General features: G+C 62.7%; 18 protein-coding genes and 1 pseudogene. 8 read left to right on the top strand and 11 right to left on the bottom strand.

Annotation, left to right across the window (positions count from 1 at the left end):
- Window positions 1-406: 406 nt before the first annotated feature.
- Both FEZ32_RS02850 and FEZ32_RS02845 read left to right on the top strand, forming a co-directional pair.
- Window positions 407-1,879 (top strand): lipopolysaccharide biosynthesis protein, encoded by a 1,473-nt coding sequence (locus FEZ32_RS02850; RefSeq protein WP_138679860.1) that lies wholly within the window; start codon window positions 407-409, stop codon window positions 1,877-1,879.
- Window positions 1,876-3,300, top strand: a complete 1,425-nt coding sequence (locus tag FEZ32_RS02845; RefSeq protein WP_138679859.1) for a Coenzyme F420 hydrogenase/dehydrogenase, beta subunit C-terminal domain — start codon at window positions 1,876-1,878, stop codon at window positions 3,298-3,300. Before FEZ32_RS02850 ends, FEZ32_RS02845 begins: the two co-directional genes overlap by 4 nt.
- Window positions 3,301-3,307: 7 nt before the next feature.
- Here FEZ32_RS02845 and FEZ32_RS02840 read toward each other — a convergent pair whose 3' ends face one another.
- Window positions 3,308-4,423 carry a polysaccharide pyruvyl transferase family protein gene (locus FEZ32_RS02840; RefSeq protein ID WP_138679858.1) on the bottom strand — a complete coding sequence of 372 codons (1,116 nt, stop codon included), beginning with the start codon at window positions 4,421-4,423 and terminating at the stop codon, window positions 3,308-3,310.
- A gap of 82 nt (window positions 4,424-4,505) precedes the next feature.
- Window positions 4,506-5,591, bottom strand: coding sequence for a glycosyltransferase family 4 protein (locus tag FEZ32_RS02835; protein WP_175415703.1), 1,086 nt, complete (start codon window positions 5,589-5,591; stop codon window positions 4,506-4,508).
- A gap of 1,008 nt (window positions 5,592-6,599) precedes the next feature.
- On the opposite strand from FEZ32_RS02835, the gene FEZ32_RS02830 reads away from it, so the two are divergent.
- Both FEZ32_RS02830 and FEZ32_RS02825 read left to right on the top strand, forming a co-directional pair.
- Complete coding sequence (locus FEZ32_RS02830) at window positions 6,600-8,243, top strand: IS1634 family transposase (protein WP_138679856.1); 1,644 nt, start codon at window positions 6,600-6,602, stop codon at window positions 8,241-8,243.
- A gap of 11 nt (window positions 8,244-8,254) precedes the next feature.
- Window positions 8,255-8,647 (top strand): annotated as a pseudogene (locus FEZ32_RS02825) (transposase); the annotation flags it as partial.
- Between the two features lie 153 nt (window positions 8,648-8,800).
- Here the strand turns inward: FEZ32_RS02825 and FEZ32_RS02820 are convergent.
- Together FEZ32_RS02820 and FEZ32_RS02815 are read right to left on the bottom strand one after the other, a co-directional pair.
- Window positions 8,801-10,297, bottom strand: coding sequence for a sugar transferase (locus tag FEZ32_RS02820; protein WP_138679855.1), 1,497 nt, complete (start codon window positions 10,295-10,297; stop codon window positions 8,801-8,803).
- 157 nt (window positions 10,298-10,454) lie between these two features.
- Window positions 10,455-12,128 carry a tyrosine-protein kinase domain-containing protein gene (locus FEZ32_RS02815; RefSeq protein WP_138679854.1) on the bottom strand — a complete coding sequence of 558 codons (1,674 nt, stop codon included), beginning with the start codon at window positions 12,126-12,128 and terminating at the stop codon, window positions 10,455-10,457.
- 200 nt (window positions 12,129-12,328) lie between these two features.
- Here FEZ32_RS02815 and FEZ32_RS02810 point away from each other — a divergent pair, with 200 nt between their 5' ends.
- Both FEZ32_RS02810 and FEZ32_RS02805 read left to right on the top strand, forming a co-directional pair.
- Window positions 12,329-12,955 (top strand): arsenate-mycothiol transferase ArsC, encoded by a 627-nt coding sequence (locus tag FEZ32_RS02810; RefSeq protein WP_138679853.1) that lies wholly within the window; start codon window positions 12,329-12,331, stop codon window positions 12,953-12,955.
- A gap of 88 nt (window positions 12,956-13,043) precedes the next feature.
- Window positions 13,044-13,622 carry an arsenate reductase/protein-tyrosine-phosphatase family protein gene (locus FEZ32_RS02805; protein ID WP_175415702.1) on the top strand — a complete coding sequence of 193 codons (579 nt, stop codon included), beginning with the start codon at window positions 13,044-13,046 and terminating at the stop codon, window positions 13,620-13,622.
- A gap of 60 nt (window positions 13,623-13,682) precedes the next feature.
- Here FEZ32_RS02805 and FEZ32_RS02800 read toward each other — a convergent pair whose 3' ends face one another.
- From FEZ32_RS02800 to treY, 6 genes are all read right to left on the bottom strand, one after another.
- Window positions 13,683-14,327 (bottom strand): VanZ family protein, encoded by a 645-nt coding sequence (locus FEZ32_RS02800; RefSeq protein ID WP_138679851.1) that lies wholly within the window; start codon window positions 14,325-14,327, stop codon window positions 13,683-13,685.
- A gap of 85 nt (window positions 14,328-14,412) precedes the next feature.
- Complete coding sequence (locus tag FEZ32_RS02795; RefSeq protein ID WP_138679850.1) at window positions 14,413-14,898, bottom strand: VanZ family protein; 486 nt, start codon at window positions 14,896-14,898, stop codon at window positions 14,413-14,415.
- Between the two features lie 58 nt (window positions 14,899-14,956).
- On the bottom strand, window positions 14,957-16,759 hold the full coding sequence (gene treZ, locus FEZ32_RS02790; protein WP_138679849.1) for a malto-oligosyltrehalose trehalohydrolase: 1,803 nt from the start codon (window positions 16,757-16,759) through the stop codon (window positions 14,957-14,959).
- Between the two features lie 147 nt (window positions 16,760-16,906).
- Window positions 16,907-17,941, bottom strand: coding sequence for an acyltransferase family protein (locus FEZ32_RS02785; RefSeq protein WP_175415701.1), 1,035 nt, complete (start codon window positions 17,939-17,941; stop codon window positions 16,907-16,909).
- 330 nt (window positions 17,942-18,271) lie between these two features.
- Window positions 18,272-19,354: an IS630 family transposase gene (locus FEZ32_RS02780; protein ID WP_244937891.1), complete on the bottom strand. Its 1,083-nt coding sequence runs from the start codon at window positions 19,352-19,354 to the stop codon at window positions 18,272-18,274.
- 326 nt (window positions 19,355-19,680) lie between these two features.
- Window positions 19,681-22,230, bottom strand: coding sequence for a malto-oligosyltrehalose synthase (gene treY / locus FEZ32_RS02775; RefSeq protein WP_138679847.1), 2,550 nt, complete (start codon window positions 22,228-22,230; stop codon window positions 19,681-19,683).
- Window positions 22,231-22,400: 170 nt separating this feature from the next.
- On the opposite strand from treY, the gene FEZ32_RS02770 reads away from it, so the two are divergent.
- Both FEZ32_RS02770 and FEZ32_RS02765 read left to right on the top strand, forming a co-directional pair.
- Window positions 22,401-23,765: an MFS transporter gene (locus FEZ32_RS02770; RefSeq protein WP_244937890.1), complete on the top strand. Its 1,365-nt coding sequence runs from the start codon at window positions 22,401-22,403 to the stop codon at window positions 23,763-23,765.
- 387 nt (window positions 23,766-24,152) lie between these two features.
- Window positions 24,153-25,154 carry a hypothetical protein gene (locus FEZ32_RS02765; RefSeq protein ID WP_138679845.1) on the top strand — a complete coding sequence of 334 codons (1,002 nt, stop codon included), beginning with the start codon at window positions 24,153-24,155 and terminating at the stop codon, window positions 25,152-25,154.
- Window positions 25,155-25,472: 318 nt separating this feature from the next.
- Here FEZ32_RS02765 and FEZ32_RS02760 read toward each other — a convergent pair whose 3' ends face one another.
- Complete coding sequence (locus FEZ32_RS02760) at window positions 25,473-26,045, bottom strand: hypothetical protein (RefSeq protein ID WP_138679844.1); 573 nt, start codon at window positions 26,043-26,045, stop codon at window positions 25,473-25,475.
- Between the last annotated feature and the right edge of the window lie 100 nt (window positions 26,046-26,145).

The raw sequence follows: 26,145 nt of genomic DNA, 5'->3' as shown, positions 1-26,145 counted from the left end.
CGGGCATAAGCGATCACTCCGCACTTCGGGCAGCGCGTCATCGATGGCCGTGGTGATTCGACCTCGCGCTGCATCGCGGCGTCGCTTCGCTTGACACTGATGACGTGGAGGTCGGGGAGACCGACCAGAAGATCGGAGTGGTGGCAGTAGCCGCCTTCGACAGCGCCGCAGGGAGCACGGGCGTTACTGAAATCGCCTGAATCGAGTGGCGCGGTACCCCGGCTTCTTGCGGGTCCCCACCCCCACCAGCTTCGCGACAAGCTGGCCATCAGGTCCACCCTTGAGCCTGTCGTGGAACAAGTGCCTCCAGAGGCGCGGTCGAGTCATCGTGTGGTTGCAGCGACTCAAGGTGTCCCGGGATCCCATCGGTTGTGAGCACTTGGTCCATCCTGACTATGGTGGTCCCATGTCCCAGAGTACGGCCGCGGTCGGAGCAAAAGGCACCGGGCTCACTGTCTTGGGTAGTGGGTTCTCGATGGGACTCCAGCTAATCTCGGTCACAGTCCTGTCGCGCCTGCTAACTCCTCGAGACTTCGGACTTGTCGCGATGGTCAGCGTCTTCATCGCGCTGGGGAACATCATCCGCGACTTCGGAATGCCGACGGCTGCCCTCCAGGCGAAGTCGCTCTCCCACCAACAGGCTTCCAACCTATTCTGGGTTAACACAGCACTCGCTGGAACAGCTTGGATCCTATTGATCGCGGCTACCCCGGTTCTGGTTGTTCTCTACTCGGAACCGCGACTGGCTGCGGTGGTTCCGGCCATGGCTTCGGTCATTCTCGTTACTGGGGTCGGCGCTCAGATCCAGATCGACCTAGCCCGTCAGCTGAGGTTCAAGGCGCTGGTCCTGAGCGACATCTTGGGTCAAGTCCTGGGCCTGGCAGCTGCGATCGCCCTAGCGCTGCTGGGGGCCGGCTACTGGGCGCTAGTAGCCCAAGCCCTCACCGCGGCTCTCGTCACCCTGATTCTGCGTGCAGTCCTTGATCGCTGGGTTCCATCCCGGTTTCGACGTGGCCACGACTCGGGAAATCTGTTCCGTGCGGGTGCCGAGTATGGCGTGGCCTACCTCCTCACCTTTGCTCAACAGAACGCTGACACCCTGATTGTCGGGGCCACCTTGGGTGCCACTCCGTTGGGCTACTACAACCGTGGCTACCAGCTTCTGACAACACCCGTGGGACGGCTCCTGGATCCACTAAGCCAAGTCGTCGTGCCCACCCTGAACAGGATTCGCGCCGAGGGCGGCGATCTCAATGCCATGCTGTTGCGCGTGCAGTTCGGCGTGGGTTGCGCAATTGTGTGGGTCTTCGCGATGGCAGGAGCTACGGCGCACTGGCTCGTTCCTCTGCTGCTCGGCCCAGGATGGGGGCCTACCGTCCGAGTCTTCCAGATCCTTGCCATCGGCGGATCGATCTGGGTTTTCAGTACAGTGAGCAGCTGGGTGTTCATCCTCTACGAGCAGAGCAGGCAGCTGCTGCGGTACAACCTTGTCTCGAAGCCGCTGGCAGTGGCATGTCTTTCGGTTGGCGCCTTCTTTGGTATTGATGGCGTTGCATGGGGCTACGTTGCTGCCATGGCACTGAGCTGGCCACTGAACCTGTTCTGGCTGTCACGGACAGCGGGCTTACCGTCTCGATCCTTTGCCCGCAATGGGACCACCATTCTCCTAGCGGGTGGGCTCGGTAGCCTAGCTGCCACGGTAGTCGGCACAGTACTGCCCGTCCTGCCTGCTGTCCCCTCGATCTCCTTGTGTGTCCTAGTCGGAACGGCCGCTATGCTCGGTGCCCTCATGGCCATGCCAGTCACGCGGCACTTCCTTGTCGCATCGCTACAGTTATTGGGCGCAGTTTTCGCACGCAAGATCCAGGAGGCAAAGTGACTCACCGCATCGAGGATGTCGTATCCCGGGGCATGTGCATTGGCTGTGGTGTCTGCGCCGTGGCCACCAACGGGGCAATACAAGTCAGGCTGGACGCCAGTCGCCTCTACCAAGCTGACATCAGCAACGCCTCGTCAGGGGCGCTTCGTGCCGCAAGTAGGGTGTGCCCGTTTTCTGACGAGGCACCCAATGAGGATGACCTCGGGGTGCCGCACGGCGACGCCGCCATGCAGCGGCATCCGCAGTTGGGAACCCACATCCGAACGTTGGCTGGACGTGTCAATGCGGAGGGTTACGTATGGGGGAGCAGTTCTGGGGGTATGACCTCATGGCTCACCCGGAAGTTGATCGAAGTCGGCATAATCGACGCAGTCCTTTCAGTCGGACGCCCCGGGCCGACAGATCACGAACTGTTCGGGTACGCCGCTGCTGAAGAGTCAGAAATACCGGGGCGTCGCAAATCCTGCTACTACGCGACGACTATGGCCGAGGTTCTTGGCGTCATCGGCTCGACCAACCTGCGCTTCGCGCTCATCGGCGTGCCCTGCAACATCAAGGCGGCTCGCGCACTCTGCGATCAGAAGCCAGAATTATCAGCACACCTCGCCGTGTTCATCGGCCTTGTCTGCGGACACTACAAGACCCAAGCCTTCGCAGAATCACTCGCTTGGCAGTTAGGCATATCCCCCGAGCACCTAGCCGAGGTTGACTTCCGGGTCAAGAACCCATCTTTGTCAGCCGACCATTACAATTTTGGAGCCAGAGCGATTGGCGAGGATCACTGGCGGTATGCCCCGACCCGCGACCTTGTCGGAGGAAACTGGGGACACAACGCCTTTCAGCCGGAGGCGTGCAACTTCTGCGATGACGTCGTCGCAGAGTGCTCCGACATCAGCTTCGGCGATGCCTGGCTTCCCGAGTTTGCACAGGATTCTCGAGGAACCAACCTCATCATCTCGCGCAACCGTATGCTTGACGAGATTCTGGACGCCGCAGCAAGCTCCGGGGAGATCACGCTGATCCCACTCGCTGCCGCAGATGCGGTTCAGTCCCAGGCGGGCGGCTTCCGCCATCGCCGCGAGGGCCTAGCGCTACGCTTGTCCGATGACCAGTCAGCAGGGCTCTCGGTTCCCCGGAAGCGAGTCGCTCCAGACGGTCACGCGGTCTCCGAGGCGAGAGCCACCCTGCTGCGCCAACGCCGACGGATGGCGAAGCTTAGTCATCAGGCTTTTAGTGAAGCCCGTGCTTCTGGAGATCTCGGACGCTACAAGCGAGCGATGACGAAGGAGATTCGTCGCTACAGACGCTTGGATGGTCCACTCATTTCTAGGGCTCTCTCACGCGCGAGACGGTTCATAAACTTGAGAGCCAAGATGCTCCACTCTCGAATGCGCAGCGTGATTAAGGGATCCAATAGTTGAGAGCAGCTCAGTGGTCCTCCATCACTGAATTACGAAGGAACTCCCAACCGCGATTGATGAGCACATCCAGTGAATCTTGGACATCCGTCCAAAAAATTTCTGGTAGCGGGAACGATAGTTCTGACCGATCCGTGATAAGTCTTGACCGCAGCCCGACATGGTCAAGCAACGATTCGAAGCGCGACAGGCCTCGCTTCCGGTTCCCGATAGCAATGAACGGCTTATGGAAGAGTAATGCCAAAACAACGCCGTGGTAGGAGTCAGTAATAACGAATTCGCAATTGGCAAACGCTCCCAGCCACGCTTCCATCGAAGGCTTTATCCAATGACTCGGGTCATGTTGGTAGGCCCGTCCAGAAGGGACGTCCGGCGGCGAAACACTGGTCGCATTCATACCGACGGCCCCGGCAACATCAGAGACAATGGCGCTCTTAAGTGCGGAGTCATCCAAGATGTAGCTCAGCAACCCAGATCCAGTGTTTGTCATTAACCAGGCCGAGCAAAGGTCACGGTAATGATCTGGTGACAAGAGAAGCACTGGATCGGCCACCCACTGGGCATGTACCCCCAATAACTCAGCGCATAGTCCGACGCCCATATCTTCTCTCACAGAAATATTGCGAAACTCCCGAGCCAGCGGCCGGAGCCTAGAAAACTTACTAATCTCGTCGGGGGTAAATTTGTCAGTTCCAAACGAAATGCCATATGCAAAGCGATTATACTCCTCACTACCCGCCACAAAATCGAGAAAGAAGGATTCGATCCATGGGTTTGGCCTCCATACCTGATCTCCGCCAACAACCAAAGTATCAAAGCTTTGGAGCACCGATCTCCGGGGTTTCCCGCTAACTCCGAATAGCGTGTCCGTAACCATGTGTTCTTTGATGAATCTATCCAACTCTAGATGTGATCGGCGTCGCGCTTCCGCGCGTGTCATAGCAATGCCCCTGGACAGACCTGAGATCTCAGACTTTATTAGCCCAATGGGTCGGACCCTATTTACGACGGGATGTGTGCTGTCAGTAACTGCTTCAATTCCGATGCTTCGGAGTGCAACTTGCAGTGCGTACGCTTGGAGGACGCCTCCGAAGTTCCCGCGCCCCAACCAAGTTGTTAGAATCATGGCTCTTCTTGACTGTATTCTGGTCACTAGTGATAGCTCCAATTCAACCTATTTGTGACGTATTGGTTCCGCAGCAAAGATGCTACTGGGCTTTAGGTGGATCAGCCTCAAGCAAAATACGAGCAAACTCCTTTGACGCGTTTTCGGGAGTGTAAGACATAAGTTGCTCCCGTCCGCGTTCTGCCCGAGATCGTGCTTCTTCCGGATTGCGCATGAGATCAACTACGGCTGCGATTGTGCGTCCGACATCCGGTTCACCTGTAAACCGGCCAAAGGATTCAGCATAAGCCTCCACGCCGCCATTGTTTGTGGACACGATTGCGGCTCCCGCCAATGTGGCCTCGGCTGGGGTCAATCCGAATCCTTCAGTCTGGCTCACGCAAAAAAATACTCGCGAACGCTGGTAAAGATCAAGAAGCGTGAGTCGATCTGGAAGTCGCTTGTATACAACCCTGGAGTCTAGAGAACGAGGACGTGGTTTGGCGCCGAATGCGGCGGCGGGGTATCCGAGGCCGACAAGGCCGTTAAGCACATCTATTGCGATATCCGTACGCTTGAGAGGTATACCGGGGGAGAGCAGCGTGCTAACCAACTTTCGGCGAGGACCAAAGCTACCCAAGGGAAAACTCTCTCCATCTACAGCATTGAGTACGACTTCACAGGGCTCACCCAAGTCGGCGCAGTAGTCTCGTATCCACGGAGCTACAGCTATCTTTCTCAGGGATGACCTAATGGTGTTATCTAGGTATTCCCTTCCATAATTCCACGTCTCTACATGCTGTAAGAAGTACCAGCCGGCGCAGCCTCTTGTCTTCGCTATCAATTCGGCAGTCAGGGCCGTTTCAACGGCAGTTGCAAGTACCAAATCATTCGTTCCAAGCCTGAGGTCGTCTAGGCTTCTAATGGAGTTCTCAACCTCGATTCTAGGATCCCATCGTGCCCAAGGCTTGAACTTCCGAACTCCAATTTTTCCAAGGTGAAATGAAAGCGAGCCTTTGATGAGTGAGAGAATGCGCCTAGGCGTTGGTCTGATAGTGTTCACCAACCTAAACCCATCGTGAACGATAACGACTTGGATATCGGGTAGTGAACAAAGATAGTTCGCGTACTGATATACTACCGAATACCCTCCAACTGGACTCGCGGAGTAACCGGGAAGAAGAATCACTACGCGCATTCTAAACTAACCTCCATCTTGACACTTCAACACAAACGCAGGGTATTTTCCCCAGAACCGGATACGCAACACTATGGGCGTGCGAATGACGACTCCGGGGTCGCGCCGTAATAGCTACATTGAATCGGGGCATGCTTAGATTGTTCGGCTTCGCATGTGGTACCAATCTACAGGATGGATCCGGGAGCTGCATGGCCCATCTCATCTGGACGGTGACGTTCCAAGCTGGTATTCTGTCCTAGCTTCTCGCATCGACTATGCGTTCCACCTCGAAGCTCATCGCGGCCTGCACTTCCGCTGACACAGCGTGAGGCAGGGGCTCTCTGGCTGGGGACCACAGTACGGGAAGTTTTTGACCTGCTTAGGGTCTTGCTGTGAGTCGCGGTGGCTAGCTCATGGCGGGCGGTTCGTTGATGTTGAGTGTGTCGTGTTGTGTTCTATCGGGCACCATGTTCGAATTCACGTGTCAGCGCAACCGGTTGTCAAAGATCACGGTACATATGAGCATTGCGTTCACAAGACCAGCCCGAGTCGTCCACTTCTTCCCGTTTAGGCGCTCGGTCTGCATGAATGATCAGAACCGTTAGGTTATCGTGCCGTGGATTTATATTTCCTATGTATTTGGATGAGAGCATCTGATCTACCAAGCCCACCTTCTTGCCGAGGATCCATGATGTAGATGGTGTATCCGTGATCGGCGTGAATGGTTCTGAAGAGCCCACGAGCGGTCCCGGATGGCCTATGTAGGTGCGTAGACTATCAGGCTGGGGTCCTGGTTGGAACTGATGACCCATTTGATGATTCGCTAGCTGTTACCCATTGAGGACCGCGGTGGTTTAGAGCCGTCGTTCGGGGGAGGGATTCCGACAGGCGTCTGTCCTGACTTGATGCAGTTTTTCGGGGTTCGGTCGGGTGTGTTGGTCTGGCTACGGGTTTCGTGTTCGATCGTGGCTGTTTTGGGGCACTAAGACGGTCCTGGGGACCCGTATTGTGGGGGTCATGACCTATGTCCGGACGGTCCGCACGGGTTCGGGTGCGGTGGCGGTCCAGATCGCTGAGAAGCGACGGGGCAGGCGCATCATCGTGGAGCATGTGGGCTCGGCTCACAGTGACGAGGAACTGGCGGTACTCAGGACCACTGCCCGGGCCAGGATCGAGCAGTTGAGCGGCCAGGAGCCCTTGGACCTGGGCGTGGAGATCCCGGTTGCGGTCGAGGAGTCGTTCACCGAGCCCGTGGTCCAGGACAGGTTGACCGGTGAGGACTCTGGACGCCATGAGAGTTCAGCGCTTGCCAGGCCTGCGCAGGTCGTCTCGACGGCCTCGGACCTGTTGTGGTCTGTGCTGGACAGGGCCTATCGCCGCCTGGGACTCGACGCGGTTGCCGATCAGGTGTTCGAGCAGGTCGTTGTGGCCCGGATCGTCGAACCCACCTCGAAACTGGCTGTCGGGCGGGTCCTGACCGGTTTGGGTCAGGACCCGCCGCATCACACCACGATCTACCGGCACCTGGCTCGTGCCCAGGACCGCGACTACCGTGCCGTGATCACCGATGCCTGCCACCGGTACTCGGCCGGTGGCGGGGAGGTGACTCTGGTGCTCTATGACGTGACCACCCTGTACTTCGAGGCTGAGAACGAGGACAGTCTGCGCAAGGTCGGCTATTCGAAGGAACGCCGGGTTGATCCCCAGATCGTGGTCGGGCTCCTCGTGGACCGCTGGGGCTTTCCCCTCCAGATTGGCTGTTTTCCCGGCAACAAGGCCGAGACCACGACCCTGATCCCGATTGTTGAGGCCTACCGGTCGGCCCACGAGATCGCCGACATGGTGGTGGTCGCAGACGCCGGCATGCTGTCGGCCTCCAATCTGGAGGCCCTGGACGGTGCAGGTCTGCGGTTCATCGTGGGATCCCGGTCGGTAAAGGCCCCCAGCGACCTGGCCGGCCATTTCCACTGGAACGGCACGGCCTTCGATGACGGGCAGATCATCGACACGATCACACCCCGCACAGCGAGGAGGAAGACCTGCCACCCTCGCAGCAGACGGACCGAGCCGGTCTGGGATCCAGCCGGGTCCACCGATAGCTGGCGGGCGGTCTGGCAGTACTCCCGCAAACGGGCCGTGCGGGACTCGGCCACATTGACGGCTCAGGAGAACCGCGCCAAAGCCGTGGTCGACGGTGACAGACCGGCCCGCAAGCCACGGTTCGTCAGCGCATCGGCGAACGGCTTGTCCTTGGATCACAAGGCGATCGACCGGGCCCGCCAACTGGTCGGGTTGAAGGGATACGTGACCAATATTCCAGTATCGGTGATGACTCCGGTCCAGGTGATCGGGGCCTACCACGACCTCTGGCACGTCGAGGACTCCTTCCGCATGGCCAAGTCCGACCTGCGGGCCCGGCCCATCTTCCACCGGCTCTCTGACTCCATCGAGGCCCACCTGACCACGGCATTCGCCGCCCTGGCCGTCTCGCGTTACCTACGACAGGTCACCGGCCTGTCGGTCAAACGGATCGTCCATACCCTCGCCCCACTACGCTCAGCGACCCTGGAGATCAACGGCTCGCTTCACACCATCAAGCCCCAGACCACACCCGAGGCCCGCGCCATCATCAACGCGATCGAGTCCGATGCGGGGCACTAAGCCAATGCAACAAGTCAGGTCTGGAGACTGTGTTCACCGATGACGCTCACGCGCCGGTCCAGGTCACCTGGGCGGTCTACCAGCAGGTCGTGACCGCCTACCGCGCCCAGAACACAAGCGAGGGCCGGCAGGTCATGGAACGCCTCATCAACGCGATCGCCACCAGGGTTCCCAAGGCCCTACCCGAGGTCATCACACTGGGCCACACCCTGGCCACACGTGCTACCGACATCCTGGCCTACTTCGACCACCCCGGCTCCTCCAACGGGCCCACCGAGGCCATCAACGGCAGACTCGAACACCTCCGCGGCATCGCCCTGGGCTTCCGCAACGAGGTCCACTACCGACTCCGAAGCCTCCTGGAGACCGGAGGGTTCAGACCCCGACTACACCCTGGATCCTGAAGAGCCACTTAACCCCTTATTTGCGAAGAGTCAACTCGATTCTAGATCCGGAAGATCCGGCAAGCGTCCAAGTTTGGACTGAAAAGGTCGAGGAGGGACATTGAGTTGCTCGCAAAGCGGGCGATTCGGCCCCGGCCTTGACAGTGAAACGCTTCAGTACGCCCCATTCTCCGGTTTCAGTATGGTGGCCACGGTCTTGGTGACGATGATGATGTCAGAGATTGGCGACCAGTTCTCGACGTATCGTAGATCCAGTCGCATTCCTTCTTCAGGAGACAGGTCAGAACGCCCGCAGATCTGCCAGAGACCTGTGATGCCGGGCTTGGTGAGCAGGCGGCGCTTGTATGCCGGAGTGTACTCAGCCACCTCGCGGGCCATCTGGGGTCGGGGGCCTACCACGCTCATGTGACCTTTAAGAACAGTCCAGAACTGCGGCAGCTCGTCGATTGAGTACTTGCGCAGTGTCGCACCGATCTTGGTCATCCGTGGGTCATGATCGAGCTTGAAGAATAGCGCATGGCCCCCGGCTTCGTCGATGAGCTCTTGGATTTTCGACTCGGCGTTGACGCTCATCGACCGGAACTTGTGGATGGTGAACGGTTCTCCGTTTTGGCCCACTCGCTGCTGGCGGAAAATCACCGGTCCACCATCCTCACGCTTGATGAGGATCGCGGTGATCAGGAATATCGGAGAGAGCAGGATGAGAGCGATGATCGAGACGATGATGTCGAAGGCCCGTTTCACGGCGTACTTCCAGCCTGAAAAGGTCGGGATATCGACATGGATGAGGGAGACCCCAGGGGCGTCGGTGTAGTGGGCGCGCGGGCCGACAATGTCCATCACTCTCGGGGTGACCACTAGTGACGTCGAGGAACCCTCGAGGTTCCACGCGAGCTTGCGCAGGTATTGTTCCGGCAGGCCTTCAGTGGCGATCACTGCGTCGAATGTGGTCGAGGCTGCCGTTCCCAACAACTGGTTGGCTGTGTAGGACGGAATGCCGTGGACGATCGTGGGCTCGTCCTCGTTGTCGACCACGCACACACCCAACGGTTGGAAGCCGGCATCGGTGTGCCGCTTGAGATCACCCACAACGCGTTCCACCTGCTCTGCCGGGCCCACCACGGCGCAAGACGTGAGGTTCTTGCCGTGAAGGCGGGTGCTATTGATCCAGCTTCTGGCCAGCCACCTGCAGAACAGCAACAGGAGCACGCCGATTGGCAGCAGCGAGATGAACAGAGAGCGAGCGAACTGGGCCTTGAGGATGTATGACGCGATCGCAATGCCGCCGAAGACGTACAGACTCACTTTGAAAACTCGCATGTACTCCTCGACGCCGGCACCGATGATCCAGGGGTTTCTGGAGCCGCCTGCGCTGAGCGCAAGCAGCCACACGACTCCCAGCGTTGCGGCCACCGCGGTGTACGGCAGACCCACGCCGTTTGCTCCAACGAGTGCCTCTGCGCTCGGTGTCATCAGAACCATTGAGATCAGAATCGCCATTGTGATGGCTACGAAGTCGCCAGCGATGAGCACCTTGCGATAAGTCTTACCCCAAGCCGGCTCCCGGGTCTGACGTCGGAACTGGTGACCTTGGGCTGCCTTGGCAGAACCGTCAGCTAGCGAGTCAACGGTGAGCTGGTCAGTCGTCATGCGTATCCACCTCGTAAACCGGTTGTAGAGAAACGGCCCCTGGGCCGGCGCTCCGTGGTATGAAGTCCCGGCTCGAGAACTCGAGCCTGACGCCCAACTATTCTGATCCTATGGTGAGAATTCACAGCCTGGCAACCTTGTTGTGTGACCGACCGACCTATGAACGCTTGGGGCTCTCGCGCCACAGGCGACGTCTTCCCGCCTCTTCGTGAATGAACTCGTCGTTCGGGTCAGGTTGGGCGCTGGAAAGCGAAAGGTGTTCGGACTTAGCAAAGGCGACCACGGGCATCCGTCGCGTCTCGGAGATTTCTTCGGCCGCGTCTCTCAGCCCTAACTGGCCATCATTATCTATTAGTCCACTGTCAGCGTGCTGTCCGTCACTCTGTGCGTGGCGGGCGGCGCTGCTGTGGACCGATGAGTCTGGCGTCTTCACGCCGTGGCTATCGTGTTCAGTTCCATACACAGACTGGGAGTAGCCGTACTCATAGCCGTACTCCGCATCCCCGTATCGCAGCCGGGAGAGTTTAGTGGACGACGCCCGGTTCAGCACGATGCCGGAGATCTTGCCTTCGCCGCGCTCGATCGACTCGACGGCGTGCTCGAGCTGTTCGGCCCTCGTACGCCCAGCAGAAACGACCACGACGATCGAATCGGCCAGATGCGAGAGCACAACAGCGTCCGTGACTGGGAGCACCGGGGGAGCATCGAGGATAACGGTGTGATTCTTGGAGAGTTCCTGGACCAGGTCAGTCATCCGATCCGAGCCGAGTAGGTCAGACGGGTTCGGGGGAGTGTCGAAGGCGGGTAGAATCGACAGGCCGTCGATCTTGGTGCGGCGCAAGGCATTTTCCGGCTTCGTTGACCCGACGAGCACCTGCAGCAACCCGAGGGGGCCATGTAGCGCGAAGGTTTCGGCGACGCTCGGACGGCGCAGGTCGGTGTCAACGAGGATGACGTCGTCACCGGCGATGGCCATCACCTTGGCCAGGCTTGCTGCCACCGAGGACTTGCCATCGCCCTGAAGGGGTGACGTGACCAGGATGACCTTGGCCTGGTGGTCGACATTGGCGTAACGCAGGTTGGTACGGAGCTTGCGCAGCGACTCTGCGGACTGGAAGTCCTCGTTCGAGTCGGCGTCGGTGCGCGCGATCCCCTTGGACTGCGGAAGGACTGCCAGCACTGGGTCAGTGAAACGGTCGGTGATGTCGTCAGCGGTACGAAGACGCGTGTCGAAGTGCTGGCGGGCAAAGGCGATGGCAAAACCGATGAGAAGGCCGGCGAGGATTCCGATGGCCAGGTACTTGGCAGGCGATGGCGTCCTAGTGATCTCGGACAGGCCCGCCGGAGCCATCATGACGACCTGAACCGGCGAGTTCGCGCCCTCGAGGCTCTTCACCTGGGCTGCGGACTGCGTGACCACCGCGTCCGCGATCTTTCGCGCCTGCTCCGGACTGTCCCCTGTGGCGGTGACAACGATCGTGAGGGAGTTCGCCGCATTGGATGCACTGACCCGGTCGGCGAGCTCGGCTGGAGTCGTGTCCAGGTTGAGCTCCTTGATGACACTTTCAGCGACCGACTGAGAGGTGAAGACCGAGACGAATGCCTTCACCTTCTGCGACGCGAGCTGAGCTGCAGCAGCGTAAGAGCCTGAGTCGTTGCTTCCGTCGGAGGTCTGCGGCATCGCCACCCGGACGTAGGCGGTTGCTTGTGCCGAGTACGTCGTCGGCGTCACCAGAAGCAGCCCCGCTGCAGCGACGGCACCGAGCAAGGTGCAGACAAGGATGGTTCCCAGCCGACGCCGAGTCAGCTTGAGGAAGTCTCGAAGAGTCATGTGCGGGGTTCCTGTCCGTCCGTCCGGAAGACACAATCTCGATCGCAGTGCAGCGATAAACGGTGACAATAATACTGAGAATGCTCAGTCACTGCATCGCGGTGTCGAGGTTCGCTTGATGGTGACGCGTGACTTCGGGAAATGAGTGCTATGCGCCAGCTATGGTGGCCTGATCGGAGGACTCGAGTGAAGGTGGCGAGGTGGACAACAGGACAGTGCAGTCCCAGAGCCTGACCGGGCAGCCAGGAGTCGCTCCCGAAGGTGGCGCCCAGGGCCGTGGCGGGACCGATCGGCCGGTGCGGGTGTTGTTCGTGTGTACCGGCAATATCTGCCGATCAGCGTTCGGCCAGGTGTGCCTGTCCTCGCGTCTGTCTGGGATGACTGGAGTCCAGGTCGCATCGGCGGGAGTGATGGCACTGGTCGATCACCCGCTCGATGAGCTCATGAAGCAACAGGCCGCCCGGCTCGGACTGGATGGGTCGAGGCATCGTGCCCGCCAGCTCACCGGGCGGATCCTCAAGGATGCCGACATCGTGCTGGTGTTCGGGGCTGAGCATGTGGACTGGATCTCCGCGTCCTACCCGGAGCACCTGGAGCGGGTGGTCGCGTTGGGGCAGGCTGCCGCTGTACTGCGCTCCCAGCCGCGGCGCGCGCTGACCCGGGTGTCGGATCTGGTGAGGGATGTGCGGCAGCAGCGGCCCGATCCTCTGGAGGAGGACTGGATCGCTGACCCGTACCGTCAGGGCACGGAGGCCGCCAGGGTGGCTGCTGAGCAGATCTGGGGCGATGTCGAGGTGCTGGCTCGCAAGATCGAGTGGTCTGCCTGAGCCCCGTCCTGGGGGCTGGAGGGCTGCGCGGAAGCCGCCGTGCGGCGTCGTGTGGCTGTTCGCAGCTCATTGCCCCGATACTGGAGCCATGACCTTCGAGATTCTGGTCGTCTGCACCGGGAACATCTGTCGCTCTCCGGTGGCGGCGCAGCTGCTGGCTGCCGGTCTGGACCGTGGGGGTGTGAGGGTGGCCAGTGCCGGAGTCGGCGCCGTGGTGGGCTCTGATATCGGCGGGGGGATGATGGATGCCCTTGGCCGTGCTGGGGTTTCTGCTGGGCCGCATGAGGCACGGCAGGCCACAGAGGCACTGATCTCTGGTGCTGATCTCGTGCTCACGATGGACACCGATCAGCGCAGCTGGATTCTGGGACGGGTGCCGGCTGCTCTGCGACGCACCTACACGCTGAGGGAGTTCGCGCTGATCTGTGGATTCCTCAGCGGGTCGGGTGAGGTGAATTGGCCGGCGCGGCTCGATGATGAGTCCAGGCTTGAGATCCTGATGGACCTCGCCGGAATGCAGCGTGGCCGATTCCGGGCCGGGCCGGGTCTGGTGATCGACGATCCGTACCGCGGGGCCCCGGAGGACTACGACCGGGCACTGGCTGAGATACAGGCCGCCGTGGGTCAGATCGTTGCAGCAGTGGAGGGGAGCTCAGCTGAGATCTGAGGCCTTTGGGGCTGCCCAGGGTTTAGTTATTGTTGTCACCAGCACTGGGGACAACAGATCTCACAGATGTTCGCGGGAGCGCAGCCCCGCGAACTGGAAGCACACCGCGGCGATGGCGACCCCGATCCAGGCTCCGAAGGAGTTCTGGACGACATTCCAGAAGAGTGGACGGCGGTGGATCTGGGGCAGCAGGAGCTGCAGCATCTCCGCGCTGATGCTGATCACCGTGCCCACCACCCCCCAGATCCACAGCGGGACCCGCTTCCAGGCCAGTGCGAGCAACAGCGTCACCGGGACGAAGGCTGCAATGTTGCTGGCGACGTCGCCTACCGACAATGCCGGCACCTGGGTGATGTGGTGGGCGATCCGCTGGACCAGATGGCCCACCTTGAGCTTCAGCTTGGCGATCAACGCCGGATCCGGCATCAGCACCGCCACGCCGATCAGCAGCAGGTAGAACAGCGCACACATCCTCGCGAGAACCGCGCTACTGCCGACGTTGCGGCGTGAGGGCTCGTCCTGGTGGCTCTGGCGTGCGTCCTGCTGGTCGGAGCTCGCACTCGGATCGGTGTGCATGGACGGGTAGACCGGCGTCGCCTGGCTTCTCGGCATCGGTGCGGTGGACTCCCAATCGGCATTCTCGCGCACGGGTGCCCACTGCTGGGGTGCCTGCTGGTCGAGCCGACCATCGCGCGGGGGAGTCACGGGTTCACAGTACGAGCTATTTGCAACAGTCGTGTAGCAGCGTCACTGGAGATGTCCCCTTGCAAGCGCGCCTCGTGGGACAGGTTCACCGGTGTGCGGGGACCGCGTCAGATTGCGCCGTCGGTACCGATGCCACCACCTGTCCGACGCTGAGGCGGCGGATCTGGACCGCGATCCACGCCCCGGTGAAGGCCCCGGATCCGTTCTCGAGGATGTTGAAAAGATCGGCCCGACGGTTCAGGGCCGGTATCAACTGGAGCGCCTCGCAGGCCATGCTCACCAACAGGCAGACCCCCGCCCACGCGTACGGCCTGACCCTGGGCCACCCCAGCGACAGCAGCAGGGTCAGCGGGATGAACCCCACGATGTTGAGCACCACATCGCCCAGCACGACCGGATCGATCGCCGGATGCGATGCCCCGCCCTGCAACCGGACTCCCGTCATGCGCTTGACGGCGATGGCCTGCTGCCTGATCGGGGTCAGCACCGCGAGGCCGATCAGGACCAGGTAGCCCGCAGTGATCCCACGGCACAGTCGCACCCTGCTGGGGGCGCGATGGGCAGTCGACATGGCGTCAAGATAAGGGACACCACGCGGTCGGACCAAACCGGATGGGCTGCCGACAGCCTCAGCGGTCCCTCACCACGGTCGCACCGGGCCCCTGGAAGGTCACCGCCGGGCCGTCGGCCTCGGCGGTGTCCCAGGCGGCCAGCACCTCCAGGCCCTCCACCTCCACATCGCTGCCCAGGGTCTCGGCCAGATCGACCTCGATGACCCGGTCCGCCCTGCTGGCGATGACGGCGATCTCGCCCCTGATCATCACCACGGTGTCGTCATCGACGACCTCGACTCTGATGTCAGACAGATCGGCGTCGATCAGTTCGGGGATCTCGCGGCGCAGCCCCAGCAGCGTCCGGTACCACTCGAGCATCCGGTGATGGCCCTGCTCGGCGCGCTCGGCCCAGTCGAGTTTGGCCGACTCGAAGGTCTGCGGATCCTCCGGGTCGGGGACCTCGCCTGCCCAGCCGGTCTCAGCGAACTCCCTCCTGCGGCCCTCGGTGACCAGCGGGGCCAGCTCGGGGCCCATGTCGCAGAAGTAGGGGAAGGGAGTCGAGGCCGCCCACTCCTCGCCCATGAAGATCATCGGGGTGAAGACGCTCAGCAGATACAACGCGGCGCCGGCCGCCTGGGCCCCCGGGGGCGTGCTGTGACCGATCCGGTCGCCGGCTGCCCGGTTGCCGACCTGGTCGTGATCCTGCAGGAAGACGACGAAGGAGTGTCCGTCGTAGTGCGGGCTGTGCGGGTCGACGGGCGCTCCCCAGGTCTGGTCGCGGAACGTCGACCAGCCGCCGTCGTGGACGAAGACCCTTGTCAACGCCTTGGCAAGGATCTCCGGCGTCCCGAAATCGACGTAATAGCCCTGGCCCTCCCCAGTCAGGAAGGCGTGCAGGCCGTGGTGCACGTCGTCGGCCCACTGCATGGCCATCCCCTTGGCATCGGGGCTCGCGCCGGCGGGGTGGACGGTGGCCGGCTGATTGCGGTCGGACTCGGCGATCAGGGTCAACGGCCTGCCGATCTCGGCCGACCAGCCGGCGGCCGCGTCGGCCAGCTCGGCCAGGAAATGCCGATCGGAGTCGTCCAGCAGGGCGTGGACGGCGTCCAGCCTCAGGCCGTCCAGGCCGAAATCGACCAGCCACTGGCGGGCATTGCCGATCAGGAAATCACGGACCGGTCCGGCATGCTTCCCGTCGAGGTTGACCGCCGGGCCCCACGGCGTCTCGTGGGCGGGGTTGAAGTAGGGGCCGAACTCGGCGAGGTAGTTCCCCTCCGGTCCCAGGTGGTTGTAGACGACGTCCAGGATGACGCCGATGCCGCGGGTGTGGGCGGCCCCGATGAACCGGATGAAGCCTGCCGGGCCGCCGTAGTCGGCGTTGGTGGCGTAGAGGTCGACGCCGTCATAGCCCCAGTTGCGGTGGCCGGGGGTCTGGGCGACTGGCATCACCTCGATGGCCTGGACGCCGAGGGCGCCCAACTCGTCGAGGTGGCCGATCGCGGCGTCGAAGGTGCCCTCGGGTGTGAAGGTGCCGATGTGGAGTTCGTACTGGACCTTGCCCCGCAGGTCGATGCCCGGGGGTGTGGCGGCGGGTGGCTGGGCTGTCGGATCGAAGACCTCCGAGGGTCCGTGAACCCCGTCGGGCTGCAGCAGTGAGCGCGGGTCGGGTCGCGGATCGCCGCCGTCGATGCTGAAGGCATAGCGCTGGCCGGGACGCACCGCCTTGGGCAGAACCCACCAGCCGTTGGTGGTGACGGCTGGGATGCCCGAAGCGGCTCGGACGGCCGCCATCGTGAGCCGCCGGCCGTCCAGGATGACGTCGACGCGGGAGGCGGTCGGAGCCCAGACGGAGATCTGCTCGTAGTTGCGCGGTGCCATGCCCCCACCGTAACGGTGGAATGGCCAAGTGGCAGCTGGACAACGCTGCTCCCCGGACTTCCACATAGAAAGGCTCCAGCTCTCAACGACTGCCTTGCAGAACCGCCTGTTGCTGGCTTCGGCTGGTGGGGTTGGCCGACTGCATGATTATTGAGTCAACAGACCGTGCTCAGACTTGTGGGTTATGGCACGTGGGGCCATGAAGAGGAGCTTGGCTGGCGTCCACCGTTGCATTATCCAGACCAGTACTAGGGGACCAACGAGCCCGAACATGACCCCCGCCAATACCTGAACGGAAAGGAAGTGCAGACCAAATTTCGAGAGGATGATGCGTGCTCCTGCAGTGAACAAAATGTGTGCAGTGAAGATCTCAAGAGAGCGCCTGCCGAGGATGCTGAGCCACAGAGTCTGCCGGACTGGGGCGAGCGTCTTGGACACGCCAAGCACGAGGGTGACACCTGCCGCGGTGGTTAGGAGGCCTGCGGCCACCGTCATGACGTCGCGGTTCTCAAATCCTGTCGTAGGAGGGGTGAAGGAGACAGCCGCAATGAGCGTCGCGTAGAAGGCTGCTGCTCCGAGCGTAAGGTACCACCGGATCTTCATGCGCTGGTAGGTGTCGGCTTGCATGATGGTGCCAGCGAAGTAGAACACGTAGAGGGCGAGTCCCTGGAGGCCGATGACTGGCCCAGAATAGCCCCACAGACCTACGGCCACGACTGCAGAGCACGCGATGGTGATGAATCCGTGGGGGCGGATCCATGGCCGGATCATTGTGGCCAATATTGTGGCAACAATGATCCAAGGGAAGAACCACAGCTGCCCTTCGGGTCGCCAGATGGCCAAGATGTCGAGCGGAGATGTCTGGGAGTTGACAGAGCCTGCCGCAGCGATCTTGACTATGCCTTGGATAAGAGACCAGAGGACGTAGACCCAGAGAAAGTTCCCAATCCTGGATCTCAGGTATGCCGAGGTGCCCGATTTTTCGCTGCTGCGTGCAACGAACAGCCCAGAGAGGAACGCGAATGTAGTCAGGTGCCACGAATACAGAGCATTGTCCCAACGGGTGAACGCGACTTCGTCGACGATCATGCCAGCGGAATTGAGTCCACGAAGAACGTGACCGAGCACGATCGCGATGATGGCAATACCCTTGGCAATGTCGATGCTGGTGTCCCGTGTCATGAACCTAGGTCCCTCTCCGAGTTCTCGAACAAGAGAGTTCCTTTCATGCCGATCTCGCTCCTCGTCATCACGTTGGCGAACTGACGTGAAGGGGGCCGGACGGGCACCCCGCATGATGGTATCGCATCGCAGCTTTGATCTTGACTGCGATGACGACCCCGCCACTGACTGCCGCTCACTGGATTCTGCCGGCGAGAAATCGGCTTCCTGCAGGTAGGCGCCCCTTCTTGTACCCAATGACGTCGTGTTGACAGCACCGATCATTTCAGCTGGGAAGCTTCTCAGGGGAGAGTGAACGCGCGGTCGACTCGAGGGTTACTAAGGCTATCGTTAGTAGGTAGACTGCAGGGAATACATGGGACCGGCATTCCTTGCGGGGTCAGGCGGCCGCTTTGATGTAGTCCAGGCTCGGGTCGGCGAAAAAGCCCCGCACGATGCGGGCAGACGCTGGAGGCGGCGCAAGCCGGCGATCACGAGGGCCTTGAACTGGTCGGGCCCGGTGATGACGTGCTTGCCGACCCGGTCGGCCTTGACATTCTTCCAGACCCATTCGTCAGGGTTGAGGAACGGGGAGTAGGCCGGCAGGTGGACCAGGGTGAACCGGCCGCCGGTGGCCTCCACCCACTTCGTCACCTTCCTGGCCTTGTGGGCGGGGTGCCCGTCGACGATCAGCACCACGGGTCTGCCCTCGTCACGCAGCAGCCGGCGGCAGAAGTCCAGGAACCTGGTGGCGTTCATCGTGCCGTCCACGATGGAGAACCGGAGCCTGCCCTGCGCCGAGACCGCCGAGATCATGTTCACACTGAACCGGGCCCCGGTGGTCCTCACCACAGGGGTCTGGCCGATCGGGGCCCAGGTGGTGCCGGCGTGATAGTCCGAGCGCACCGAGGCCTCGTCGCCGAAGTAGACCACCGCCCCGTTCTTCCTGGCATCGGCGGCGATCCCCGGATACACACTCTCGCGCCATTCGGCCACCGCCTGCGGGTCGGACTGCCAGGCCCGGTGCAAGGGCCGTTGCGGCGACATGCCCAGCTTATGCAGCAGCCGGCCCACCGACGGAAGCGACAGTTCAACGCCGAACCGTGTGGCGATGATCTGACGGACCAGGTCACGGGTCCACAACCCGAAGTCCAGCTGATGCTGGTCCGGGTTAGTCCCCGCCACGATCTGGTAGACCTCCTCAGTCTGGAGGCCCGAGAGTTTCGGGGGCCGGCCCGGCACCGGACGTGCCTTCAGGGCCTTCTTGCCTCCCGCATGGTAGGCCGCCACCCACTTGAACACACTTGAACGGTTCAGCCCCAGAGCCGCCGCGACGTCCTCGACTCGGGCCCCCTTCTCCACCTGGCCCACAGCCCTCACCCGGAGGACCTCCAAGGTCTTGTGGTCGAGCTTCCGCCCGTCATTCTCGCGCATGCTCCATTCTTCCAGACCAAACCCGAAGAGTCTACATACTTATGAATTTCTTAGTAAGGGATTCGGCGGGATTGGCTGCTTGACGGTTCTGGGCGTTCGGAGCACTTGTCCATGGGAGGTACGTGGGGAGCGCAGGGTGTGGTCGCTTGTGGATGATTGGCTAGAGACCTTCATGCCCGAGAGGATTTCCGGTGCGAGGTAGTCGCCGTCGCCAGGATTAGCTGTGGTGTTTATCTGCCAAGAGGCGAGGCCGTGGAGTAACAGGGGCCAGTCGATTTGAAGCATGGGGAGTGTCAAGTGCGCGGGGCCGAGGTTGACCCCCGGAGTCATTCGGAGGGCACAAGCAGGGCCACCGGAAGGGTGGTCATCAGCTCGGCCAGAGACAGCTGGCCGCCACTCAGCTCCCGGCCGGTGAACACCTCGCGGAACCTCCCGGCGGGCAGCACCACCTTGTGGTCGGCCCAGCCGTGACGCTCGGCGAGCACTCCGGCCAGCCTGGTCGCCACCGTGATCGAGGTCACCTCATCGGCCCCGCGCTCCAGCCGGGCGAAGGCCACCGCATGGCCGGTGGTGGTCGCCACCGGGCGGTAGTCGGCGTCATCCTCCCGGAACGCACTGGGATGAGACTTGCGCAACCGAAGCGCCGACGAGGTCAGCAGGAGCTTCTCGGCATCCAGCTTCTCGGCCTCATCGACCCCGCTCAGGGCATCGGAGGACCCCGGCGCCAGCCGCGACAGCAGCTCTGCGCGGTAGTCCAGATCCACCGGGCGGCGGTTGTCGGGATCCACCAGGGACAGATCGATGAGATCGCAGCCCTGGTAGCAGTCGGGCACCCCGGGCATCGTCAGCTGGATCAGCTTGCGCCCCAGGATCGCGGCCCGCTGGGCGGCGAAGGTGTGCCAGGTGAACTCGTCGAGCAGAGCGGTGACGGTGTTGTCCTCCAGGCAGGCCGCCGCCAGCTCCTGGACGGCCTTCTCGTAGTCGGCATCCGGTTCGGTCCAGTGGGTGTGCAGCTTCGCCTCGCGCATCGCCTTGGTGAGATATCCCGACAGCCGCTCCGAGGAGATCGGCTCGGAGCCGGCCCTGGTCCCGGGCAGCCGCCAGGTGCCGACCAGGGTCTGCCAGAGCAGATTGGCCATCGCCCCGTCGACCCTCTCGTCCCGCCAGGGCCGAGCGAATCGCTCCAGCCCGGCGACCGTCATCTCCCACTGCTTGGGGTACTCCAGCAGCACGCTCAATCGCGCCCGGACATCGGCCGAGCGCTTGGTGTCATGGGTCGACAGGGTCGTCATGGTGGTCGGCCAGGTGCGCCCCAGCTTGCCGGCGAAGTCATGGAAGTCGTCCAGCGAGATCCCCACCAGATCCGGATCCGAACCGACCTCGTTGACGCCGGTGTAGCGGGTGTAGCGGTAGAAGGCGGTGTCCTCCTTCGACTTGGCCATCACCGGACCGCAGGTCTGGGCGAATCTGGTGATGAACTCGTCGCGCTCGGCCTGAGCATAGGGGTCGCGGGCCGGCCCGACGGTGCCGCAGGCCAGTGAGGCGACCAGATCCAGGGTGTCGGACTCGTCGGCGTCCAGCCCCCGCCGTGCCCTCTCGGCGGCCCTGCCGATGACGGCCTTCTCGGCATCGGGCGCCTCGACACCAGGCTCGATGTAGGCCCGGTAGCGGTCCATCGCGATGAGCAGGGCGGTGATGGCGCGGCGCAGGTGACGCCGGGTGTGATCGCGCAACATGATGTCGTCGGCGCAGACCGAGACCGCCAGACTGGTGAGACGGTTGACCTCGGTGAACAGCATCTCGCTGATCACCTCCTGCTTGGCCTTTTGGACCGTGCTCGAGAACGACGGCGCCGGATCCTCGTCGGTGCCGGCCAGCGCCTCCCAGATGTGGTCGAGCTCCGGCAGCCCGGTCGCCTCGCTGAACAGCCCGTCGACCCTCAGCAGCGAGTCGTAGCCGGTCGTCCCGGCGCAGGCGAGGTCGGTGGGCAAGGTCTCGGAGGGCTCCAGGATCTTCTCGACCACCACCCAGGCGCCGTCGGTGGCCCGGCGCAGATCCTCCAGGTACTTGCGTGGGTTCGCCAGGCCGTCGGGGTGGTCGATCCGGAACCCGTCGATCATGTGGTCGCGGTAGAGCTCGATGAGTTTGGCGTGGCTGGCCTGGAAGACGTCGTCATTCTCGACCCGGATCGCCGCCAGGGTGTCGACGTCGAAGAACCGGCGGTAGTTGAGCTCCTCGCTGGCCACCTTCCAGTACGCCAGCCGGTACCACTGCTGGTCCAGGAGGGCTGGCAGAGGCAGGTCCGCGGTGCCGGGCCGGACCGGGAAGACGTGGTCGAAGTAGACCACGACGCTCTGGCGTTCGGTGGTGGTGCCGTCGCCGACCGGGATGTCGCGGGTCTCCAGGTGGATGTTGTCATGGGCCAGCTCGGTGCCGATCCGGTCGCCCAGCACCGGCATGAGGATAGACAGGGAGTTGGAGACGTCGATGTCGAACCAACCCGAGTAGGGCGAGGACGGCCCCTGGCGCAGAGCGTCCCACAGCGGCCGGTTGTGCCACAGCGGGGTCGGCACCGCCATGTGATTGGGGACCACGTCGACCACGATCCCGATGCCCCGCTCGTGAGCTGCCGTGGCGAGCCGACGGAAGGCGTCCTCCCCGCCGCACTCGGCCGAGACCCGGGTGTGGTCGACGACGTCGTACCCGTGGGTGGAGCCGGGGGCCGCCTGCAGGATCGGGGAGCAGAACAGGTGCGAGACGCCGAGCGCGGCGAAGTAGTCCAGCCGCGCACGGGCGTCGTCGTAGCCGAAGTCCGCGTTGAACTGCAGACGGTAGGTGCTGGACGGGATGGTGAAGTCGCTGCTCTTTAGCGTCACGGTGTCAAGCCTACGGCGTCCTCGCCTTGTCCAAGTTGTGAGATTCAATGTTCGCGATGAGAGACGGGCGCACAATTCTCACCACTATGAGTGACGCAATTGACACATCCCCACAGGCAGTGACGAGACCCACCGGTAACTCCAAGGCCCGGATTATCGTGTCCTCCCTGGTGGGGACGACGATTGAGTTCTACGACTTCTACGTCTACGCCACTGCCGCGATCTCCGTCTTCCCGCTGCTGTTCTTCCACTCGAAGACCTCCACCGGAGCGCTGCTGGCCTCGCTGGCCACCTTCGGCGTCGCCTTCGTGGCCCGGCCGGTCGGCTCGGTGGTCTTCGGTCACTTCGGGGACCGGGTCGGGCGCAAGGCCACCCTGGTCGCCTCGCTGCTGACGATGGGCGTGGCGACCGTGATCATCGGCATGCTGCCCACCTACGCCCAGATCGGCGTCTGGGCCCCCGCGATGCTGGCCATCATGCGGTTCTGCCAGGGCATGGGACTGGGCGGCGAGTGGTCCGGTGCCTCCCTGCTGGCCGGTGAGAACGCCCGCGAGGGCAAGCGCGGATTCGACTCGATGTGGCCGCAGCTGGGCGCCCCGATCGGATTCCTGCTGGCCAACGGGTTCTTCCTCTTCCTCACCGTCTCGATGAACTACGACTCCACCTCGGCCACCACCAATCACACCTTCCTGGTATGGGGATGGCGGCTGCCCTTCCTGTTCTCCGCGGTGATCGTGGCGCTGGGCCTGTACGTGCGCTTCAAGCTGCAGGAGACCCCGGCCTTCGAGATCTCGAAGTCCCGCGGGCAGGTTGTGAAGTCCCCGGTGGCCACCGCCTTCCGGACCTCATGGCGTCAGATCATCCAGGGCACCTTCCTGATGCTGGCCACCTACACGCTGTTCTACCTGATGACGACCTGGATCCTGTCCTATGCGATCGGCAAGACATCGGCCGGGTTCCTGGGGATCGGCTACCGCAAGTTCCTCATCGTGCAGCTCATCACCATCTGCGCCTTCGCGGTGACCATTCCCCTGTCCGGATGGCTCGGTGACAAGGTCGGGCGCAAGCTCTTCCTGACCACCACCACCGCCGCGATCATGGTCTTCGGCCTGACCTTCGCGTTCTTCCTCGATCCGGCCCGGGTGGGCACCGGTGATTCCGCCGACATCGCGCGGATCGTCGTCTTCATGCTCATCGGGATGGCTCTGATGGGCCTCACCTTCGGCATCCAGTCGGCCCTGCTGCCCGAGCTGTTCCCGACCAATGTGCGCTACACCGGATCGGCGATCGCCTACAACGTCGCCTCGATCCTGGGTGCTGCGGTGGCTCCGTTCATCGCCACCTGGCTGGCGACCACCTACGGGCCCGGCTGGGTCGGGATCTACCTGCTGGCGATGGGGGCTCTCACCCTGATCGCCTGCCTCACCATCCCCGAGACCAGGAACCGTGACCTGGTGACCATCGGAGAGGCTTCTGACGCTGAGGTTGCCGGCTCGGCCGCCGAGCGGGAGCCCGAGATGGCCGGGAGTCACTGAGGTTCTGAAGTCGGGGGAGGGCCCTGGATCTGGGCCCTCCTGCCGGTGAGACCCCGGATCTGACGGGGCTGGATGCGCAATTGCTCCGCAGACGGGTCTATCTGCAGTCACAGCTGCATGGACCCCCGTCTGCGGAGCAATGTGCGCAGCTGCCGGCCGATTCACACCACGCTGAGGGATGACCACAGGCCTCCGATGGCGTGATCGGCCGGATGGCTGACCACCGGAAACGGCCTGCCCCGGGCAGCAGGGGCGCCGTGGGGATCGATCGACGCCCCGGGCCAGGAGTTGTCCACAGAACAGTCTCCGGGCGCCGGGGGTGCGGGATTCTTTCCACAGATTGACCTGGCAGCGGCAGATCGGAGGTCTCGCCACGAGAAGTTCAGTGTGACAGCACTCAACGAACTTCAGACCGCTCCCCTCATGCGGATTCCCAGGACCTCCTCGGCGAGACGGCAGGTGACAGCGGCCGTGAAGGCGGGTCGCGCCATCCGGCCGCTGCCCGGAATCATCATGTCCGCACAGGTGTGCGACGACTACCGGGCGTGGGTGTTCGCGACCTGGATGTGGCGGCCGAGTGCGATCGTCGCGGGTCGTGCGGCACTGTGCCTGCAGGGGGTGGAGGGGATCACCGTGCAGAACGTTGATGTGCTCCTTCCGTACACCTATGCCGACCGTGGCCGGCTGCGCTACCGCCGTTGCGAGCTGCCGCCCGAGCTCGTCACGGACCGTGGCCACGGTCCCGTCGTGGTGCCGGCGGCAGCGGCCCTGCTGCTGGGTGTGCAAGGAGACCTCGAGGCGGTCTGCGCCGCGTTGAAGCAGCGCATCACGACGGTCAGTGAGATGAGGCAGGCGAGAGCGCTGCTGCGATGCCACCCGGATGCTCGCAAGATGGACCGGGTGCTGCGCTACGTGAGTCAGTCGCCGTGGTCGGTGGCCGAACTGGAGGTTCACGAGCTCCTGAGGCTCGTCGGCATCACTGGGTGGAAGGGGAACCCGAAGCTGATCCTTCATCCGAGCGGCCACGAGAGGGGGAGGATCTGCTACCCGGACGCCGCCTTTGAGGCGGAGAAGCTTGCCCTGGAGGTGGCCAGCGAGACCTATCACAACAACTCGATGGCCTTCGCCATGGACACGTTGAGAGCGCGCTGGTTCGCGGCTGAGGGCTGGACCCAGATGCCCGTCACCCCGGTGCAGGTCAGACGTGATCCGAACGCCTTCCTGGCCGACCTCTGTTCGCGGCTGAGCTCACGCCATCGGCCATCCGAGCTTCCCTGGGTGGAGTACACCGGAGGGGCGCCGTTCTGGAGGATCGTCGATCGGCGCGAGAAGGAGGCGCAGTGGTGGGAGAACGAGGCGCCGCTGAGTCAGGAGAATGAGGTGTGGTGAGCGGCAGTGAGGTTCGGAATCGGCCCGAGGAGGAGCTGAAGGTGGTCGATCGGCACTGGTAGCCCAACCTTCTGGCCACGACAGGTGCGCACATTGCTCCGCAGACGGGGGGAGCTGCAGTCACATCTGCATGGACCCCTGTCTGCGGAGCAATCTGCGCAGTGGGGGAGGGAGGTGGCCGTGCGGCAGGAAGTGGTCTTGTCCCAGGAGTGGCTGTGGGCAGGGGGTGGTCTTGTCCCAGGAGTGGCTGTGGGCAGGGGGTGGCCGTGCCCCAGGCGGTGGTCGTGTGGCGGGGGTGGCTGCAACCGACTCCCGGGATCAGGCGGAGGGCTGACTCTCGGGGATCAGCTTCATCCGTGGCCCCATCTGCTGCTGGGCCAACCGGGTGAAATCCCACCGCTCGGCCTCGGTCGCGAAGCCGTCGGCGTCGAACAGCAGGTATCCCACCTCGAGGGTGCCGATCGCGTAGCGTCCCTGCTGGTCCAGGGACTCAACGGTGAGCCAAGGGTTGAAGGATCGGCAGCCATTGCGCTCGTTGAGGGAGTAGATGCCCTCCTCGGCGATGTTGCAGGTCAACATCGTCGGCCCCTTGGCGGCCAGCTGCTTGCGCACCATGCGACGGCAGGCGCTCTTCCACCCCCAGGCTGCGTACAGCAGCATGAACACGCCGACGCCCAGGGTGAACACCGGGAACGCATCCAGGTCCCAGATCTCACCAGACCCCAGCATGACGTCGAAGACCAGGCCGATGGCGAAGATCACCAGGCACAGCACACCCACCGTGATCAGCGTGGTCTTGGTCGAGCGCGCCTGCTTGTGATGCTTCATGTGGTAGTCGTTCAGGGCGTAGAGGGCGTCCTGGTCCATGAGTGTTCGGCATTGCACAGTCATCGGCGTGGATCCTGGGTGTCGGGTGAGGTGGTGGCAGGGCAGACCATCGGGCCTGAGAGTATCGCCTCCGACGGAGGATTACCGGGGATTCGAGGTCGCC

This window comes from Acidipropionibacterium jensenii, from assembly GCF_005890135.1.
GTDB lineage: Bacteria > Actinomycetota > Actinomycetes > Propionibacteriales > Propionibacteriaceae > Acidipropionibacterium > Acidipropionibacterium jensenii.
The sequence above is the reverse complement of the archived record's forward strand: the minus strand, read 5'-3'. Positions and strand labels throughout refer to the sequence as shown.